Raw genomic sequence first — 15912 nt, 5'->3', positions numbered from 1 at the left:
GATTACTGGCCTCCTGCGGTATTGATATCGGCCAAATTGACATCAACATCAAAGTACGATTGCAGTGACAAATCGTGGCTAACGAACAGCAGACTGCTGCGTTGCTGCTCGCATACTGACATCAATAACTGCATAAAATTGTCTCTGGCGTAGGAATCGAGCGCCGATGTCGGCTCATCGACAATTAGTAATTCAGGTTGGTTAATTAGCGCGCGAACAATCGCCACACGCTGTTGCTGGCCAACACTTAATTCGCGGCTTGGTCGGTGAAGCACTTCAGGTTTTAGTTGCAGCGCGGCAACCAACTCTAATAGCCGCTGCTGAAAGTTTTGGTCATCTGACGATGTAGTTTTACCGGCAAACCAGCTGGCTAAACGAATGTTTTCAGCCACCGTCAGGTAGGGGATCAGATTAAATTGCTGAAACACCACGCCAATGTGCTTTGCACGAAAACGGTCACGCTGACGAGCCGACATCTTAGTCAGCGCCTGGCCAAATACCTGAATATCACCAGCCGTTGGTTTCAGCACGCCGCATAGTAGATTCATCAGCGTGCTTTTTCCCGCGCCTGATGCGCCAAAAACAAAACACTTTTGACCGCTTTCTAGGGTCCACTGGGGAATGTTGATGACGTCGGAATTGCCGTCATAAGAGAAGCGAAGTTGTCGCAAACAAATGGCGGCCTGCTGTTCGGCCAATTGAACGTTTTGCACTACTCGAGAGACCTTTTGTGAAACTATAGTGACAGAGTTGGAACTCTATTCATCGAACTGGGTCGATATGTTATAACACGTTTTTGTTACCATTCGACATTCACTGGAGTTTCTATCAATGTTCATCGCTCAACTGCGATCAGCCCTTTGCGCAATGCTGCTCGCCGCGCTTTCTTTCTCTGCTGCTGCCGACGCGCCGAATAGCGAATATCGCCAAATCGAATGGATTGAGTTAATGCCAGCGGATGATTTAGACGCGCTACTGAATCCGCCAGAGACGATCGATCAAATTGCTGATGGCAGCGCTGAAGATTCGGTCGAGGGATTAGCTGGAACCGAAGACGAGGCCACCAAACGCTATTTGGCCGCACTGGAATCAACCCGCGTGGTTGAAGAATTCAATAACAGCAAAATCAGGCTACCGGGCTTTGTTGTCCCGTTAGAGATGAAAGACGAATTCACCGCTACCGAATTTTTGTTGGTGCCATTTTTCGGCGCATGTTTGCACTTGCCGCCACCGCCACCCAATCAAATTGTCTATGTCACTTACGCCGATGGCGTGACATTGAGCTCATACCAAGACGCTTTTTGGCTCGAAGGCACGTTAAAGGTAGAAACAACGGCAAGCGATATGGGTACCGCGGCTTACACCCTAGTGGTTGATTCCGTCGCACCGTACTCCGAGTAATTGGATTTCAGCTGATGACAAACCCAACTGCCAGACAAACAACACAGCAAACAAGACCTGCTCGCCGGTTAACAGCAGCATGGCTTGTGACCTGCTGCAGTTTGTTGATGCCGATGACGGCAATAAGCTGCGACAATCACGGTCCGGGCTTTGGTTTTTATCCGATGAACAAACACCTTAAATCGGCGTCAGATTTAAGCAGTCCGATCGCGCAAGGTATGGCGCTAGCCTCTAAGCCGCGTTACACAGTGGCAGTGGGCGTAACCTCTGAAGTGCCTTATACCGTTATCGTGCCAGAGAGTTTTAGCGATGCTAAAGTGCTGTGGCAAGCCGATGACACCGTGAACTTGAGCGGCGCTTATGACCAAGCAATCGCACCGGCAACTGATGCCGAACTGGTATTAACGGTAGCGCCAACAAAAGCCGGCACTTATGTCGTTCGTGGCAAACTAAGCGGCACCCTCGGCGGCGAACAGGATAGCCAATCGGCCTCGAAATCAGCCTTCATTCTGATTAAAGCCGTTGGCGAAGATGGCAACCTAGCGAAAACAACCAACTAGCCCCTTGGCTCCGAACAAACGGACAGTAACCACATGAAACATGCTTCCGCTTTTACTACCTTCACCCTGTCGCTGCTGGCATTAGGCGCTACGCCTGCTCTCGCTGAAACTGGCGCTCATCAGCATGGCATTGCTGAACTTAACCTCGTACAACAAGGTCAAGCATTAGAAATTGAATTTAGCTCGCCGCTGGCAAACATTGTTGGCTTTGAGCATGAGCCCGAAACCGGCGAGCAAATCAAAGCTTACCAAGCGGCAGTAACTGTTTATAAAGCCAGCACACCTTTCTCTTTTAGCGGCGCTGATTGCCAGCTTACGGGGCAAGAAGTGGAGTTTCCGTTCGAGCTCGAATCGCACGAACATCACGATGAACATGAGCACCATGATGAGCACAAGCATCATGACGAGCACAAGCATCACGACGAGCACAAGCATCATGACGAGCACGAACACCATGATCACGGCGAGCACAGCAACCTAACCGCGCACTATCAGTTCAGCTGTTCTGGCTCAGTATCAGCGATAGAGACTCAGTTGTTTAGTGTCATGCCGCAGCTTGAAACCATTAAAGTACAGTGGTTTATCGAAAACAAACAAGGTAGCTCAGAGTTGTCTAAACAAGCCAGCAAGTTGACACTGAATTAATTACAGCAGAAGTGCCCCATCATCAGGCAGCACCACCATCGGTGCTGCTTCTGATTTGAAGTAGTTGTTCTAGCACCGAATCGAAAGCGAGTGCATTTTGATCAATCAACTCAATGCTGTTGCCCTGAGCTGACTGCAATGCTTGTTTGGCCAGTTCGCCATTAATCAAGCTAAACCCGAATGGCCCTGCGTCGGTGACAAACACTGCCTTCATGCGCTGACATTGGAGCTCTCGTAAAGTTTGCTCAATCTGCACCGAGTCAAACAGCAAATCGTCGTTAAAGCGCCAACCACAACTAAAGTAATCGCCCTTGTGATTTCTAACTTCAGCGTAGCCGCGCTCCGCAAGCTGCTGATTCAACACCTCCGCTGACTTCTCCAAAGCCGATTCTTCATCGTGTTCATGATGATGGTGCTGGTGTTTTGAGTCGCGAGCAAATACTGTTGAATCCAACCAGTGCAGTGGTAATTTGCCCTGCTCAATGGCAACGACAGGACAATGTTGTTTGCCTGCAATCGTCTGCACATACTGTTCTAGCTGTGTCAGCTCTTGTTGATAACAGTCACTTTTACTCGCCACAACCACATCGGCAACTTGCAGTTGTTGGTTGAAAATATCGTGTTCGGTATAGCGTCGGTCAGCAAGCACTCGGGCGTCGACTAATGTAATGGTCGAGCGAACGTCGAGCACATCGCAATAGTGCTCAGAGCGGAGCAAATCGAGCACTTCCTGTGGGTGGCCCAACCCAGTCGGTTCAATAATCAAGCGATCGGGCTTGGCTTGCTTAAGCAGTTTGTTCAACGTTACTTTAGTCGGCAGCCCCATCACACAGCACATGCAACCACCGGGCACTTCGGCAATGAATACTTGTTCTTTAGCGCTGTGCTTGCCCTGCAACAAACTGCCATCAATACCGATTTCGCCAAATTCATTGACCAGCACAGCCCAGCGCTCATTAGCAGGTTTGGTGGCGAGTAAATAAGAAATGGTGGTGGTTTTTCCAACACCGAGAAAACCGGTAATGATATTGGTTGGGATTCGACGGAGCTTGTCTGACATCGTCTGCCGCTTCTTAGTTTGCTTGACGGTTTAGTGATTGCCGACTGTACGGCAATTGTTTTCTAACGTGAAGTGCCACCTCAGCATTTACTAATCTCCACGGGCCGCTACTCCATTTGCTCCCAGCTTTGTTTTTTACGGTAAATGGTTGATGGACTAACTTCGAGTAATTCGGCGGCTTTAGGAATATTGCCATCACAATGATCAATGGCTTGTTCAATGGCCTGTTTTTCAGTCAGCCACAGCGATTGTATCGGTCTGACGACTTGTTGCGGCTCCTCCTCAATAACAAACTCGGTTGTTTGCTCCATTTCAAATTCAAGGTCGCCGCTGAGTTCGCGCTCGGGTAATAACTCATCAAGTTTGGCGCTAAGGTTTTGTGGCAGATGCTCAACGAGCACTTGCTCGCCGTCATTGAGCACGCAAATATTGCGCACCACATTTTGCAGCTCTCTGACGTTACCGGGCCATTGGTACCGACTGAGGACCAATTTCACATCGTGGCAAAAGCGGCGGAATTTCTTCCCTTCGTCTTTGGCATATTGGTTGAGTAGCATCTGGCCAACGGCCAAAACGTCCTGCCCTCTGTCGCGCAAGGGCGGCAAGTGAATTGGCACCACATACAAGCGATAGTAAAGATCTTCACGAAACCGCCCTGCTTGCACTTCTTGCCACGGGTCGCGGTTGGTAGCGCAGAGAAAGCGGACATCGACGGTTTCTTCAGCACTTCCGCCGACCCGTTGAAAGCGGCCAGTTTGGACAAATCGCAGTAACTTGGTCTGCAAATCCATATCCATTTCGCCAATTTCATCTAAGAACAAGGTGCCGCCGTCAGCCAGCGAAGCAGCCCCTTTTCGCTCACGCTGAGCGCCGGTAAATGCACCTTTGACATGGCCGAATATTTCACTTTCCATCAGCTCTTTGGGAATTGCGCCACAGTTCAATGCAATAAAAGGCTTGTTGGCCCTTGGTCCTTGCTTATGAATTGCTTCGGCGCACACTTCCTTGCCGGTGCCACTCTCGCCGGTGATAAACACAGTGGCTTTGCTTGGTGCCACCGCTTCAATCATTTTGTAGACCTGCTGCATGACTAAACTGCCGCCGATAAAGCCCTGAAAGCTCGATCGCGCGCTATCAGCCTCATAACCCTCAACCAAATTTTGCAAGCGGCTGAGTTTCATGGCGTTGCGGACAGTGACCTGTAAACGCGCGCCATCAAAGGGCTTTTCAAGAAAATCGATGGCACCTAAGCGCATGGCATCGACCGCAACATCAATAGAGCCGTGGGCGGTGATCATGATCACCACAGGCTCAAAACGCTGGCCACTGAGCCACTGCAAGACGTCCAAGCCATTCATATCGGGTAATTTGAAATCGAGTAATAGCACACTCGGCGGGTTGTCTGTCATTGCTCGAATCGCGGCTTCGCCACTGGCAACGCGAGTCAGTTGCGCGGGTTCATCCGCCAAATAGGCTTGATAAACGGCGGCCAGTGAATCGCTGTCTTCAACCAGCAAGATCGAATCATTCCTACCCATATCTACGGCTCCTGTTGGTCCACAACATCTTCGGCCAAAAAGCTATCCAGTGCCGCCATGGTAACGTCCAACATCAACTGTAGGCGATGTTCCAGATTGTTTACTGCTTGCTGATCTTGCGCTTTAGCGGCGTGCTCAATGTCCTTAGCCAGCTGTTGAAATCGGCTGGCGCCAAACGTACCCATACTGCTTTGGAGGGTGTGCGCTTCTATCTCAACCTGTTGCCAATTGGCGTTTCCTGCCAGCACTTTCACCGCAAATACGCGTGCCTGCGCTTCTTCTTTGAGGGTATCGAGAATGCTTTTCACCGTGGCGCGACTGGTTTCTCGGATCAGAGTATGAAGCACGTCCTCATTGAGGAGCTCGATGGCTTCGTATTTGGCTTGTTCCTGCTCTGAGGCTGGCTCGGCCTCCACAGCTGGATGAGCATCCTCGCCCTTACGGTCAGCAGCAACCTGTTCTTCAAGCCAGCGTTCAGAGCGTTGAGCCGACCACAGCGCCACCTTGGCCCGCATCGCACTGATGTCGACTGGTTTGCTGAGGAAGTCATCCATTCCGGCATCCAAGCAAGCTTGTTTGTCTTCTTTAAAGGCATTGGCAGTCATTGCGACAATGGGCGTGTCGCGGTTTGGCCCCTCACCTTCGCGCAGCATTTCCGTAGCGCGCAAACCATTCAACACCGGCATCGCCACATCCATCAAGATCAAATCAAAGCGTTGCTTGGCGGCTAATTCAACCGCAATTTTGCCATTCTCCGCTTCAACCACTTCGCTGGCTAAATTGGCGAGCACTTGATGAGCAACCGCCCGATTTGAAGCACTATCCTCGACTAACAAGATACGGATGTTGCGAGAAGAGGTTTTATTGCCAGTTGGTAGGCGATTGTCACTGGGCTCAGATTCGGCAGCGCGGCTTTCCAATGGCAGCCAAATGGTAAAGGTGCTGCCTTCACCCAACGTGCTGGTTAGCTCGATTTTTCCTTGCATCATGTCAATGAGCTGCTTGGTAATCGCTAAACCAAGGCCAGTGCCGGAGCGCTCCATGCTGTTGATATCTTTGAGCTGATAAAACTCATCGAACAAATAAGGTTGCTTGGCTGATTCGATGCCAGGGCCAGTATCTGAGACGCTGACTTTCAATCCTGACGCATCGATCAACAGTTCGATTCTCACATCGCCTTTTTGAGTAAATTTAACCGCATTGCCAATCAAGTTAAGCAAAACCTGACGGTATCGCAGTGCATCACCATAAACTTCAACTGGATTGTCGAGCTGATGTCCCATACTCAGGCCAATACACTTTTGGGCTGCGCTGGCTTGAAACAATTCGACTAGCGATTGGGTAACGTGCAAAGGGTTAAACCAATCGGGGTTAAGGGCGAACTGGCCGGCTTCGATTCGAGAAAAATCCAGCACGTTATTAACGATTGCTAGCAACACATTGCCAGCATCGTCGGCAGAAGTGACCAAGTGCCGCTGTTGCTCGGTTAACGCTGTTTCAAGCAACAAACGATTCATGTTGATAATGGCATTTAACGGCGTGCGAATTTCATGGCTCATGGTGGCCAAGAACCGGCTCTTTGCTTGGCTTGCCAACTCGGCTTCGGTGCGCGCTTGGCGGAGCGACTGCTCAACGGCTTTTTGTTCCCGCAAATCGGCAAAGTGAGCAACAAAGTTGCTAATACTGCCATCTTCCTGAGTGACCGAGGAAATGCTCAGTAATTCGGGCAACAAATCACCATTTTTGTGGCGATTCATGATTTCTCCGGACCATTTGCCTGTCGTGGTCAGGGTATGCCACATGTCCTGATAAAACTCGTCGGTGTGCTGGTGGGAGGATAAGATCCTTGGATTTTGGCCAATAACCTCATCTTCTTGATAGCCAGTAATACGAGTAAAGGCCTGGTTAACCCGAACGATGTTTGCGTCAGCATCGGTGATAAAAATGGCTTCATTGGCATCGAATGCATAACCGGCTAGGCGCAGCTCTTGTTCTAAGTTAATCCGGTCACTAATGTCGCGCATGAAGGCGGTAAAGTGAGTTTCTTTGCCGACTTTGACGCCATGGATCGCCAGTTCACAAGGAAATTCGTGACCGTCTTTGTGGAGCGCCACCAGCTCCAGCCGCTGGCCGAGAACTTTTGCCTCGCCAGACTCGCGAAAGCGCCTCATACCAGCGCGGTGGGCGTTACGAAACTTCTCAGGAATAATGAGTTCGGCCAGTTCGTTGCCCAACACCTCATAGCGGCTGAAGCCAAAAATTCGCTCGGCAGACTTGTTGTATTCGACCACGTCGCCGTTGTGATCAATCACGATCACCGCGTCATTAGCAGAAGAAATAGTGGCAGTGAGAATGCTACGGTGGGTATCAAGAAGCTCTGATAGTTTCTGCTGCTCTTCAATCGAGGCCTGTAATTCTTGCTGCGTTGCTTGCAACGACAACGACATTTTATTGAACGCGCTGGCCAGTCGGCCTAACTCATCGTCCTCGGCAATTTCGACTTGAGCGCCAGGCCCTTTGTGACGAATTTCTCGCGCCGTTTCGGTCAGCCGAATCAACTGTCTGGCAAAACGGGTACTTAAGGTGTGAACCACAAATGCAGTCGAGCCAATCGCTAGCAGCACCAACAAGGCCAGAGCGCCAATCAGTTGCCAGCTTTGCTCTGCACTGATGGTTTGCTGGGTACTGGCGGTAAACCAGTGAAATGTGAAGCCTGCAATGGCTGCAAATAACAAGACTTCAACAGCCGCAATAGCGCCAATAATCTTCCAACGTATACCTAACTTCATCTTAAGGTTCCAGCCGCTTTAGCGTTAGTAACGCAATGAAAGTAGTTGAGAATCGTAAACTTTTTTAGTGAACCATGTGGTTAGTTTAGGCCAGCGATGAGAAAACTTTTGCAAATTGCGAATTAATTCAAGCTTTAGCGACGGATTAAAGCGATCGTTCATCACCACGCCAACGATGTTGACGCCATCCTGAGTGAGTTGCTGACAGCAACTTTGTAGTTGGCAACTCGCCGTCACCCCCGCCAAATAGCAAATCACCACACCATCAGCAGCCGCCATTACTCGCGACGGTGGCAGGTTTGACTGGTTGTTCAATTGTTGCGCGGCACAATCAAACAGCACCAAGTCGAATTCGGCAGTCCATTGCGCAACCAGCGCTTCGAGCTGACCGGGCTCTTTTAACCGCAGCCGACTGGCCGCATCCAACGGTGCTGGCAAGTACCAGATTGAATCATCGTCCATGGTTCGTGGTTGCGGCGCTTGGCCATTAGACCAATGCCAGTCATCAGCCCCTATGCGTGGGTGAAACAAGTTGAAGTCCACTACCAACACTTTTTTGCCAACACTAGCGGAGCGCTTGGCCAGCGCATCGACCATTAAGCTGACCCCTTCGCCAGATTTCGCTGCCGACACTGCTAAGCATCGAACACTGCTGATCAATAGCCGCTGATAAACACACTCTAATTCTTGGTAGCTTACTGGTAATGTCATTAGATGAACCCCAACAAAGCGCTGATACTCACCACTCGGAAGATGTCTTCGAGACCTTGTCTGGCTTTAAACCAATCGCTGTCCTTCTCCGACGGTACATAAACGGTGTCACCTGCACGCAGCACCGGCAGCATGGAGAAGTCACCACTCTGGCTGAAGGCCAGCAGATCAAAAGACCGAGCTTGGTCTCGACAGCAAGACAGGTTAACCACGGTAATTTTTTCTGGATAGCTGTTGTCATTGACGCCACCGGCCTCGGCTAACAAATCAAGTAACGTCATGTCATCGTTGAAGCGATAGCGTCCCGGTTTACCCACTGCGCCTAGCTCCCGAACGGTCGATTCTTTTGACTCAGCAAGCCACAAACGATCTTTCTCAGGAATGTAAATCGAATCGCCTGGCACCACCTTAGGCAACAAGTGTTCATCGCCGGTTTCAAAGTACAGTGATAAGTCCAGTTTGCTGATTTTGGCGGTATTGCCATTGCGGTGACTAATGCGAACATTGCTAATATCGGCATTGCCCGTTGGGCCATCGGCAGCGGCCAGAATATCGAGAAAGTGCATCGCCGGATCAAAGCGATAACGCCCCGGAGCACCGACTTGGCCAAACACATAAATAGAATCATCTGAGGCTTGGCGGACCCATTGTGATTTGTTGTCACTGGGATCATCCGGTAACTCTGGCACCATCACCAAAGTACCTGCGGAGATCTGCGGCAATTGTTGTTTGGTTAAATCACCGGCTAAAAAGTCATTGAGGTTAAATTCTTCAGTTCTAGTCCGGCCCTGTCCCTGGGGCACAACAATTTGGATTTTGGCCGTATCGGCATTGCGCTTAGGGCCACCAGCGTGAGCTAATAAATCCATCAGCGACATTTCATCAGACCATTCAAATCGCCCTGGTCGGTTGACTTCCCCCATCACCTGCACGGCACGACTCGGCGCCACTTTAGTCCACGATTTCTCATTCAAATCGGTTTTTTCTGGGACGAAAATAGCGTCACCTGGAGAGAGCGACGGCAAGGATGATGTCATCCCTTCGGTGTAAGCAAGCAGATCAAACGCTTCGATTTGGCCATGTGGACGGATCACCCGGATCTGGCGAGTCTCAGCGAACCGAGTTGGGCCACCAGCATTGGCCAACACATCCAAGAATCCAGCATCGGCATTGCCTTCATAGGCGCCAGGTTTAAATACCTCACCCATGACATAAACAGTGTTAGCTCCTGCTTTGATTTCTTCTTGCTGCTTGGGCACGAAGATAGTGGTACCCGGCTGCAACGTTGGCATTAGATTGACATCGCCACTGTCGAGATACTGAGTGAGGTTAAACAGCATGGGTTGGCCTGAAATAATCACCCTGATTTGCTCGACACTGGCGTATCGAGTCACCCCACCGGCACGCATCAACATATCAACCAATGAGGCGGTTGGACGATAAGAAAAACTGCCCGGTTTAAACACCTCGCCAAACACTTTAATGGCGGTTCGCGTCTCTGCTGCATCACCTTTATCATTAAGCGCTGCCGGATCAAATATCGTTGCGATATTGCCAATGTTCTTCGATGCTGGGACGAAAATAGTGTCTAACGACTGCAGCTTAGGCAATGCGGTTAAATCGCCACTATCTAGATAGCGCTTGTAATCGAACACATACTGCTCACCCGGACGGCGTAATTGCATCCGATCGAGCTGGGCTCCTGCGCGCATACCACCGGCCAACTTTAGAGCGATTTGTACCCCAGCATCGGCAGACATAGTGATTTCGCCGGGGTTCTCAACATAGCCCATGACTTGAATGCGGATACGCTGGTCTGCGACATAAACCTTCAAGCCAGACAAATCTCGGTAAGCGAGGCTCAACGCTTGTGTCACCGCTTGCGCCATTTCCGGCTCTGCCATGCCCGCTACGGGCACGGCTCCGACCTCGGGCAATTGCAAGCGCCCAGAACGGTCGACTTCAAACGGTTGCTCAAAGCTTTCCTCACCCGGCATCACGATTTTAATTTGGTAACCGCTTTGAATGGACTCTACATTGGCCTTGGCTTGTTCGTCAGCTAGCACCGCAGTCATATTGGCAAACACAGCTAACAGCGTGATGGCTGATTGTTTAATGAAGCTGTTCATGAGGCGCTCCGTTGATGTGTTGTTCGATCAGATCAATGGTGACCCGGCGATTGGAATGAAAATGCTCGATTGAATCACCTGCCCGATACGGCCGACTCGACGCGGCGCCCTGCACTCTAATTCGCTGCGCTGCGACACCTTGCTGTTGCAGGAAATCAGCCACCGCTTGCGCTCTTAACATCGACAGTTTGAGATTATGCTCAGCGCCGCCAGCAGCGTCGGTATGGCCGGTGATCAGTAAGTCCAATGGCAAGGCAGACACCATAGGTACGGCCCGTTGTAATTGGTCTTGATAAGCCGGAGTTAACCGCGCCGAATCGGTTTCGAATTGATTATTGCGGTTCAACAGCGGTAACAAATTTTGCTGTAAATCAGTAAGCTTGAGTGGATTGGCGATAGTTCGTTGGCATTGGCCGCCAGCATTGACCGCATCGAGACGATTTTCCAGTTCGGCAAGAAAGTACTGCTGCACCTCTAGGCTATTAGCCGCATCTTGCTCCAGACCACCTTTGAGTTCTCGCATGATCCGCTGTTGCCGTGTTTTGGCTTGTGCGACCGAGGCTGGAAAGCACAGCTCTGCGCCTTCGAGAATCAACAGATCCAATTGATGTTTACTGATGATGAGCTCAAAACGCAGGCCGTGCTCTGGGCCCATGGCTTCTTCATTGGCTAAATCCAACAGGCTCAATAACAAACTATTGTGTTCGGCAAAGCCGCCGGTGCCTTGTTGGGGCCAAGAAGCACACCCTTGCGCTAACAGTGCCAATAGAACCAAGATGATGCGCATAACAGCCACTCCTCAACAACTTGGATTAAGCAGCAACCGGCAACGGCTGAGGAGTGCTTGTCGTTGGTTGCTGGTCAGCAAATACTGGGATCAGCAAATTGATCCGCAGCAATGTCATCATTCGCTGGCATTTGCTCTGCACGTCGGCAACAAACAACTGACCGCCGTTTGTGGTCAAGTACTTGGCAAGTTGCAACATCTTCGCTAGTACAGACACTGACAGCTCATCAACGTCAGCCATATGCAGAACGACTTGTTTGCCAGTTCGGGCCAAATCAAGCTGGGTCAACAAGCGCTCAACTTGCGCCTCAATTCCATTGTTAGAAGAAACCAATGCGATATGAATTTCATGGTTCATTTGATTGTGAAGTTCGATTGTTTGCATGATTCTCTGCTCCCACTAACGATTGCTAAATTGCTTTTCACAATGACAATAGCGAAGCTCATGCCAACCATTAAAAACGGCTTTTAATCAGTGGGTTAAAATACAATCCGAGCATCACAGAGAAAACAAAAACGACCCGTTTGCAAATTGCAAAACGAATCGCTTGATCGATCGTTGGGGGCTATTTGGCTATGCGCGGGAAAGGTGGCGTTGCAAGGCTCGTTGGATGTAGCTCAAACAACCGAGCAGGCAGTTCCAATGGCCTTCCAATAAGTAGTTCAAGGCATTAAGTGCGCGCGGCCAGTCCATTTGTGGTGCCAAACGTGGCAATAAAGCTAGTAATCCACCGAGCAGTTGCAGCACCAACAACATCGCGAATGCGGCCGAGCCACTCGCTAGTACCACCGAGCCAATAAAGCCTACTAGCATCAAAAACGGACACAGCACCCGCAGCGCTTTACCGCTAATGAAAGTGAATGCCACACCTTTGAATTTTGGCAGCAGTAACTCACGTAAACGGATGAGTTGCTGCAAGTTGCCAGCACCAATACGGCGACGACGAGATCGGTCTAATTGATCGCTAGCATGCTCCAATTCCAAAGCACAAATGCGTGGCTCATAAATACCGCGATAGCCTTGCGCTAATATTTGCATTGGCAAGATGAAGTCATCGTTAATGGTGTCACTGTGCAGTTTGCGAAACGCCTCGCGACGGATCAAATAGAAGGCGCCGTGAGCACCTTGCAGCGCCCCCAAATTAGCTTCACTCTCACGCACCATACGTTGATATTGCCAGTACTTATCTTCGCCTGATGAACCTGGATTGAGGATTTGGTAGCAGCCACACACCACACCAACATGGTTAAGCTGAAAATAGCGAGCAGCCAGCTTCATGGCATCGACAGAAATGATCGCCGACACATCGGATAAGGCCACGATGGTTGCTTGAGATTCAGTAATGGCCTGATTGATCACCGCGACCTTGCCCCGATTTTGCTGATATTCAACGACCTCGATATTGAATTCGCAAAATGGCATTGCTGCCAGCTGGGTCCGAGCCACATTAGCGGTGTTGTCACTGCAACCATCGCACAATAAACGCACCGTTAGGCGCTCGGCGGGATAATCAAGAAATGCCAACATGCTCAACTTGTCTGCGACAAAGTCTTGCTCATTATAGGCTGGGATCAGCAATTCAATGGTTGGCCACTCTGACGGCTCGGCTGGAATTCGCTGTTGCCAGTGCTCGCCATTCTTCGGCGCTCGCCAGTGCGACAACCATTTCAACAACAGCGGATAAAACACATGGTGATAGGCCACCAAAGCGAATGATAATAACGTGATGCACTCAATCATGACGATGCCTCTTACTCCAGCGTTCTAAGCAACTGCAGCGTAAGAATTACGCAGGGTCGCGTAGCGCGTTGCCATTACCTTGCCGTCTCCGGCAACTCGAACAAACTGGCGCGGACACGATTGCTCAGTGCTGGCCAACGTGGCTGTCAGACTGTCGGCCAATTGCTTGGGCGCACCGGCAGCGACCAAACGTCCTGTTGCCGGACACAGGGCTTCATGGCTCGCGCCAACGTCAGTGACCACAGCAGGCACACCACAGGCCTGGGCTTCAAGCAGCACCAATGACAAACCCTCATTAAACGATGGCAAGCAAAACACATCTAAAGCCTGATAAAAGGCTGGCATCTGATCGATACTGCCAAGAAAGTGCACACGTTTTTCAACGCCGAGCGCTCGGCACTGCGCCTTTAACGCTTTTGCTTGTGAGCCGTCGCCAGCAATTGCTAAATGCACCGCGGGGTTCATTGACGCTAACGCCTCAACCAACACGGCGTGACCTTTCTCCAGTTCTAAACGCCCTGCTGAACCGACCAATAAGGTGTTGGCTGGTAGCTGCAATTGCGCTCTTGCTTGCGATTTTGAGCCCAGGCGAAAACGGTCAGTATTAATGCCATTTTGAATGACGTGGACGCGGCCATCGGCCAACCCTAATCGTGCGCTCATGTCGCGGGCCACAAGCTTGGCATCGGCAACCAAAGCCGGTTTGACTAGACGCAGCACCCAACGCTGCAAGCGGCAGCGTTTATCATCCTGTAAATGCCAAGCATCGTGCTCGGTATGAATGACATTGCGGATCCCTGCGAAACGAGCGGCGATACCGGCATATAGCAAGGGGCCGATATGGTGGGTATGGACGCTACTAATGGCGAAAAAATTCATTAGGTCGACCAAGCGTTTGATGATCGACGGTTGCCAGCCCGGCTTTTTATCAAGGAAGATGATTCGCTCGGCATAAGGCTGGAGCTTGGGCCAATTGGCCAATGCTTCATCTCGACGCCCTTCCAGCGACACCACATAGCCGGTTTCACCCTGCTTGTGCATGCGACACAGATCCAGCGCCATGGTCTCGATACCACCGGGCTTTAAGTGTTGGACGACCTGAATATAGGTGCTCATATTAATGCTCCTTCAGAGGTGGAATTCGGGTGATCACTGCAACACCAGTAATCGCTTCAACATCGGCAATAGTGCGCAAACTGGGGTCTGCCAATTCGCTCAGCACGACTAGGCCAGCACCAACACCAAGGCCACCGATCAACCCAGCAATGACAAAAAGCAATGCTGGTAAGTTGCTGGGCTGCGTTGGGGTAAAGGGGCGGTCAATAATTTTGATCCGCTCAGATTGCTCGAACTTACCCAGCGCGCCAGTCACCTTGGCCATTTCATAGCGCTGTAATAAGTCCTCATAGAGGCCGCGTTTGACTCTTAAATCGCGCTGCAACGCCAACAACTGACGTTCTTGATCGCCAACCGAGTTCACCTGTTGGTTGAGCGAATCAGCAAGGCTTTGCAATTGCTTCACTTCTTCGCGCAGAGCGTTGACGCGCTGTTGAGCATTTTGCAATGCTTCGAGTTGCACCATCATCAATCCGTCTTGGCTTTCTTCTAACGCCAACGCTAATTGGAAGCCGCCTGTTTGTTGGTGTCCCGTGCTGTGCTGCGCCACTGGATTTGCCAGCGCACTGGCACGCTCAGATTCGAGCTGTCGAATGGTCCGTTGCAAAGCTTGTATTTGCGAATGACCATCGGTGTAACGAGCCCGTAGGGAAACCAATTCTGCCTTGCGACTAATGATTTGCTCTTCCAACCGCGCCAATACAGGGTCGGTGCGCGATAGCTGTTGATCGAGGCTACCCAAGCTTTGCTCAGCGCCAGACAACTCAGCCTTGCGTTCTAACAGTTTTTGCCGAATGCGGGCCAGCCGCTCAGTGTTTGCAGAATGCAACTCCGGTAACCCATCGGCGTTATCGGAACGAAAATCGGCCAACGCCATTTCTGCAAACTCCAATTGCTCTCTGCTTGATTGCAAATGGGTCGCTAAAAAACGCTCTGATTCACGAATAGAAGAACGCTCTGGTGCCAGCAAATTATCAACAAAGCGGTTGGTAACCAGCTGCAACACCTGCTCTATATCGGCAGGATTGGCGGACTGATAATCAATGCGGATCACATCGGGGCCAATCTGACTAACCGATAACGCTGCAGACAGTTGCTGAATGACCTGCTCTCGGCGGTATGGCTCGCTCTCTGCTGTAATTAAATCAAGCTGCTCTGCCACTTGCGTCAACATGTGACGACTGTGCAATAAGGTCGTCAGCGCATTCATCCGCATATCGAGATTGGCCGACACAGCTAAGTCCTCCAAGAATGGGTTCAGCTTGGCAGTTTCTTGAATCAGCAAAGTGGTGTGAGCACTGTATTTTTTGGCTGCAGTTAAGCCGATGACTAAACCAACCACGGGGAGTACCAACACCGGCATCACCAGCAAATAGCGGCGTCGCCAGATGGCATGAAGCCAAAGGTGAAAACGAGGTAGTAATTCGTTCATGAC

At 50.7% G+C, this 15912-nt stretch carries 14 protein-coding genes; 3 read left to right on the top strand and 11 right to left on the bottom strand.

Annotation, left to right across the window (positions count from 1 at the left end):
- Positions 1 to 2: 2 nt before the first annotated feature.
- Entirely contained in the window at positions 3 to 713 is a 711-nt protein-coding gene (locus IC617_RS15195; protein WP_369410417.1) for an ABC transporter ATP-binding protein, read from the bottom strand.
- Between the two features lie 118 nt (positions 714 to 831).
- On the opposite strand from IC617_RS15195, the gene IC617_RS15190 reads away from it, so the two are divergent.
- The 3 genes from IC617_RS15190 to IC617_RS15180 are packed head-to-tail and all read left to right on the top strand — an operon-like array spanning position 832 to position 2606.
- On the top strand, positions 832 to 1401 hold the full coding sequence (locus IC617_RS15190; RefSeq protein ID WP_224746046.1) for a DUF3299 domain-containing protein: 570 nt from the start codon (positions 832 to 834) through the stop codon (positions 1399 to 1401).
- A 14-nt stretch (positions 1402 to 1415) separates the two neighbouring features.
- Entirely contained in the window at positions 1416 to 1961 is a 546-nt protein-coding gene (locus IC617_RS15185; protein WP_191145832.1) for a hypothetical protein, read from the top strand.
- 33 nt (positions 1962 to 1994) lie between these two features.
- Positions 1995 to 2606 (top strand): ZrgA family zinc uptake protein, encoded by a 612-nt coding sequence (locus tag IC617_RS15180; protein ID WP_191145831.1) that lies wholly within the window; start codon positions 1995 to 1997, stop codon positions 2604 to 2606.
- A gap of 22 nt (positions 2607 to 2628) precedes the next feature.
- Here IC617_RS15180 and IC617_RS15175 read toward each other — a convergent pair whose 3' ends face one another.
- The 10 genes from IC617_RS15175 to IC617_RS15130 form a co-directional block, all read right to left on the bottom strand.
- Entirely contained in the window at positions 2629 to 3666 is a 1038-nt protein-coding gene (locus IC617_RS15175) for a CobW family GTP-binding protein (protein ID WP_191145830.1), read from the bottom strand.
- Between the two features lie 107 nt (positions 3667 to 3773).
- The gene (locus tag IC617_RS15170) at positions 3774 to 5204 is read right to left on the bottom strand and encodes a sigma-54-dependent transcriptional regulator (RefSeq protein WP_191145829.1); all 1431 of its coding nucleotides are present in this window, start codon (positions 5202 to 5204) and stop codon (positions 3774 to 3776) included.
- Between the two features lie 2 nt (positions 5205 to 5206).
- Positions 5207 to 7993 (bottom strand): PAS domain S-box protein, encoded by a 2787-nt coding sequence (locus IC617_RS15165; protein WP_191145828.1) that lies wholly within the window; start codon positions 7991 to 7993, stop codon positions 5207 to 5209.
- A 24-nt stretch (positions 7994 to 8017) separates the two neighbouring features.
- Positions 8018 to 8704 carry a P-loop NTPase family protein gene (locus IC617_RS15160; RefSeq protein WP_191145827.1) on the bottom strand — a complete coding sequence of 229 codons (687 nt, stop codon included), beginning with the start codon at positions 8702 to 8704 and terminating at the stop codon, positions 8018 to 8020.
- Positions 8704 to 10833, bottom strand: coding sequence for an SLBB domain-containing protein (locus IC617_RS15155; protein WP_191145826.1), 2130 nt, complete (start codon positions 10831 to 10833; stop codon positions 8704 to 8706). The genes IC617_RS15160 and IC617_RS15155 overlap by 1 nt, the downstream gene beginning before the upstream one ends.
- Positions 10817 to 11620 (bottom strand): OmpA family protein, encoded by an 804-nt coding sequence (locus IC617_RS15150; RefSeq protein ID WP_191145825.1) that lies wholly within the window; start codon positions 11618 to 11620, stop codon positions 10817 to 10819. The genes IC617_RS15155 and IC617_RS15150 overlap by 17 nt, the downstream gene beginning before the upstream one ends.
- A gap of 25 nt (positions 11621 to 11645) precedes the next feature.
- Positions 11646 to 12005, bottom strand: coding sequence for an STAS domain-containing protein (locus IC617_RS15145; protein ID WP_191145824.1), 360 nt, complete (start codon positions 12003 to 12005; stop codon positions 11646 to 11648).
- 189 nt (positions 12006 to 12194) lie between these two features.
- Entirely contained in the window at positions 12195 to 13361 is a 1167-nt protein-coding gene (locus IC617_RS15140) for a glycosyltransferase family 2 protein (RefSeq protein ID WP_191145823.1), read from the bottom strand.
- Positions 13362 to 13385: 24 nt separating this feature from the next.
- Positions 13386 to 14477 (bottom strand): glycosyltransferase, encoded by a 1092-nt coding sequence (locus tag IC617_RS15135; protein ID WP_191145822.1) that lies wholly within the window; start codon positions 14475 to 14477, stop codon positions 13386 to 13388.
- A gap of 1 nt (position 14478) precedes the next feature.
- Positions 14479 to 15909 (bottom strand): GNVR domain-containing protein, encoded by a 1431-nt coding sequence (locus IC617_RS15130; protein WP_224746045.1) that lies wholly within the window; start codon positions 15907 to 15909, stop codon positions 14479 to 14481.
- Positions 15910 to 15912 lie beyond the last annotated feature (3 nt).

The sequence above is a fragment of the Neiella litorisoli genome (assembly GCF_014773395.1).
Lineage (GTDB): Bacteria > Pseudomonadota > Gammaproteobacteria > Enterobacterales > Neiellaceae > Neiella > Neiella litorisoli.
Note: the sequence above shows the minus strand (reverse complement) of the source record. Positions and strands in the feature narration are given on the sequence as shown.

What these genes read in the sequence shown, in the direction of transcription:
- IC617_RS15165 (WP_191145828.1), bottom strand. Translation starts at nt 7,993, where the DNA reads ATGAAGTTAGGTATACGTTGGAAGATTATTGGCGCTATTGCGGCTGTT.
- IC617_RS15140 (WP_191145823.1), bottom strand. Translation starts at nt 13,361, where the DNA reads ATGATTGAGTGCATCACGTTATTATCATTCGCTTTGGTGGCCTATCAC.
- IC617_RS15155 (WP_191145826.1), bottom strand. Translation starts at nt 10,833, where the DNA reads ATGAACAGCTTCATTAAACAATCAGCCATCACGCTGTTAGCTGTGTTT.
- IC617_RS15180 (WP_191145831.1), top strand. Translation starts at nt 1,995, where the DNA reads ATGAAACATGCTTCCGCTTTTACTACCTTCACCCTGTCGCTGCTGGCA.
- IC617_RS15145 (WP_191145824.1), bottom strand. Translation starts at nt 12,005, where the DNA reads ATGCAAACAATCGAACTTCACAATCAAATGAACCATGAAATTCATATC.
- IC617_RS15160 (WP_191145827.1), bottom strand. Translation starts at nt 8,704, where the DNA reads ATGACATTACCAGTAAGCTACCAAGAATTAGAGTGTGTTTATCAGCGG.
- IC617_RS15175 (WP_191145830.1), bottom strand. Translation starts at nt 3,666, where the DNA reads ATGTCAGACAAGCTCCGTCGAATCCCAACCAATATCATTACCGGTTTT.
- IC617_RS15185 (WP_191145832.1), top strand. Translation starts at nt 1,416, where the DNA reads ATGACAAACCCAACTGCCAGACAAACAACACAGCAAACAAGACCTGCT.
- IC617_RS15130 (WP_224746045.1), bottom strand. Translation starts at nt 15,909, where the DNA reads ATGAACGAATTACTACCTCGTTTTCACCTTTGGCTTCATGCCATCTGG.
- IC617_RS15190 (WP_224746046.1), top strand. Translation starts at nt 832, where the DNA reads ATGTTCATCGCTCAACTGCGATCAGCCCTTTGCGCAATGCTGCTCGCC.
- IC617_RS15170 (WP_191145829.1), bottom strand. Translation starts at nt 5,204, where the DNA reads ATGGGTAGGAATGATTCGATCTTGCTGGTTGAAGACAGCGATTCACTG.
- IC617_RS15150 (WP_191145825.1), bottom strand. Translation starts at nt 11,620, where the DNA reads ATGCGCATCATCTTGGTTCTATTGGCACTGTTAGCGCAAGGGTGTGCT.
- IC617_RS15135 (WP_191145822.1), bottom strand. Translation starts at nt 14,477, where the DNA reads ATGAGCACCTATATTCAGGTCGTCCAACACTTAAAGCCCGGTGGTATC.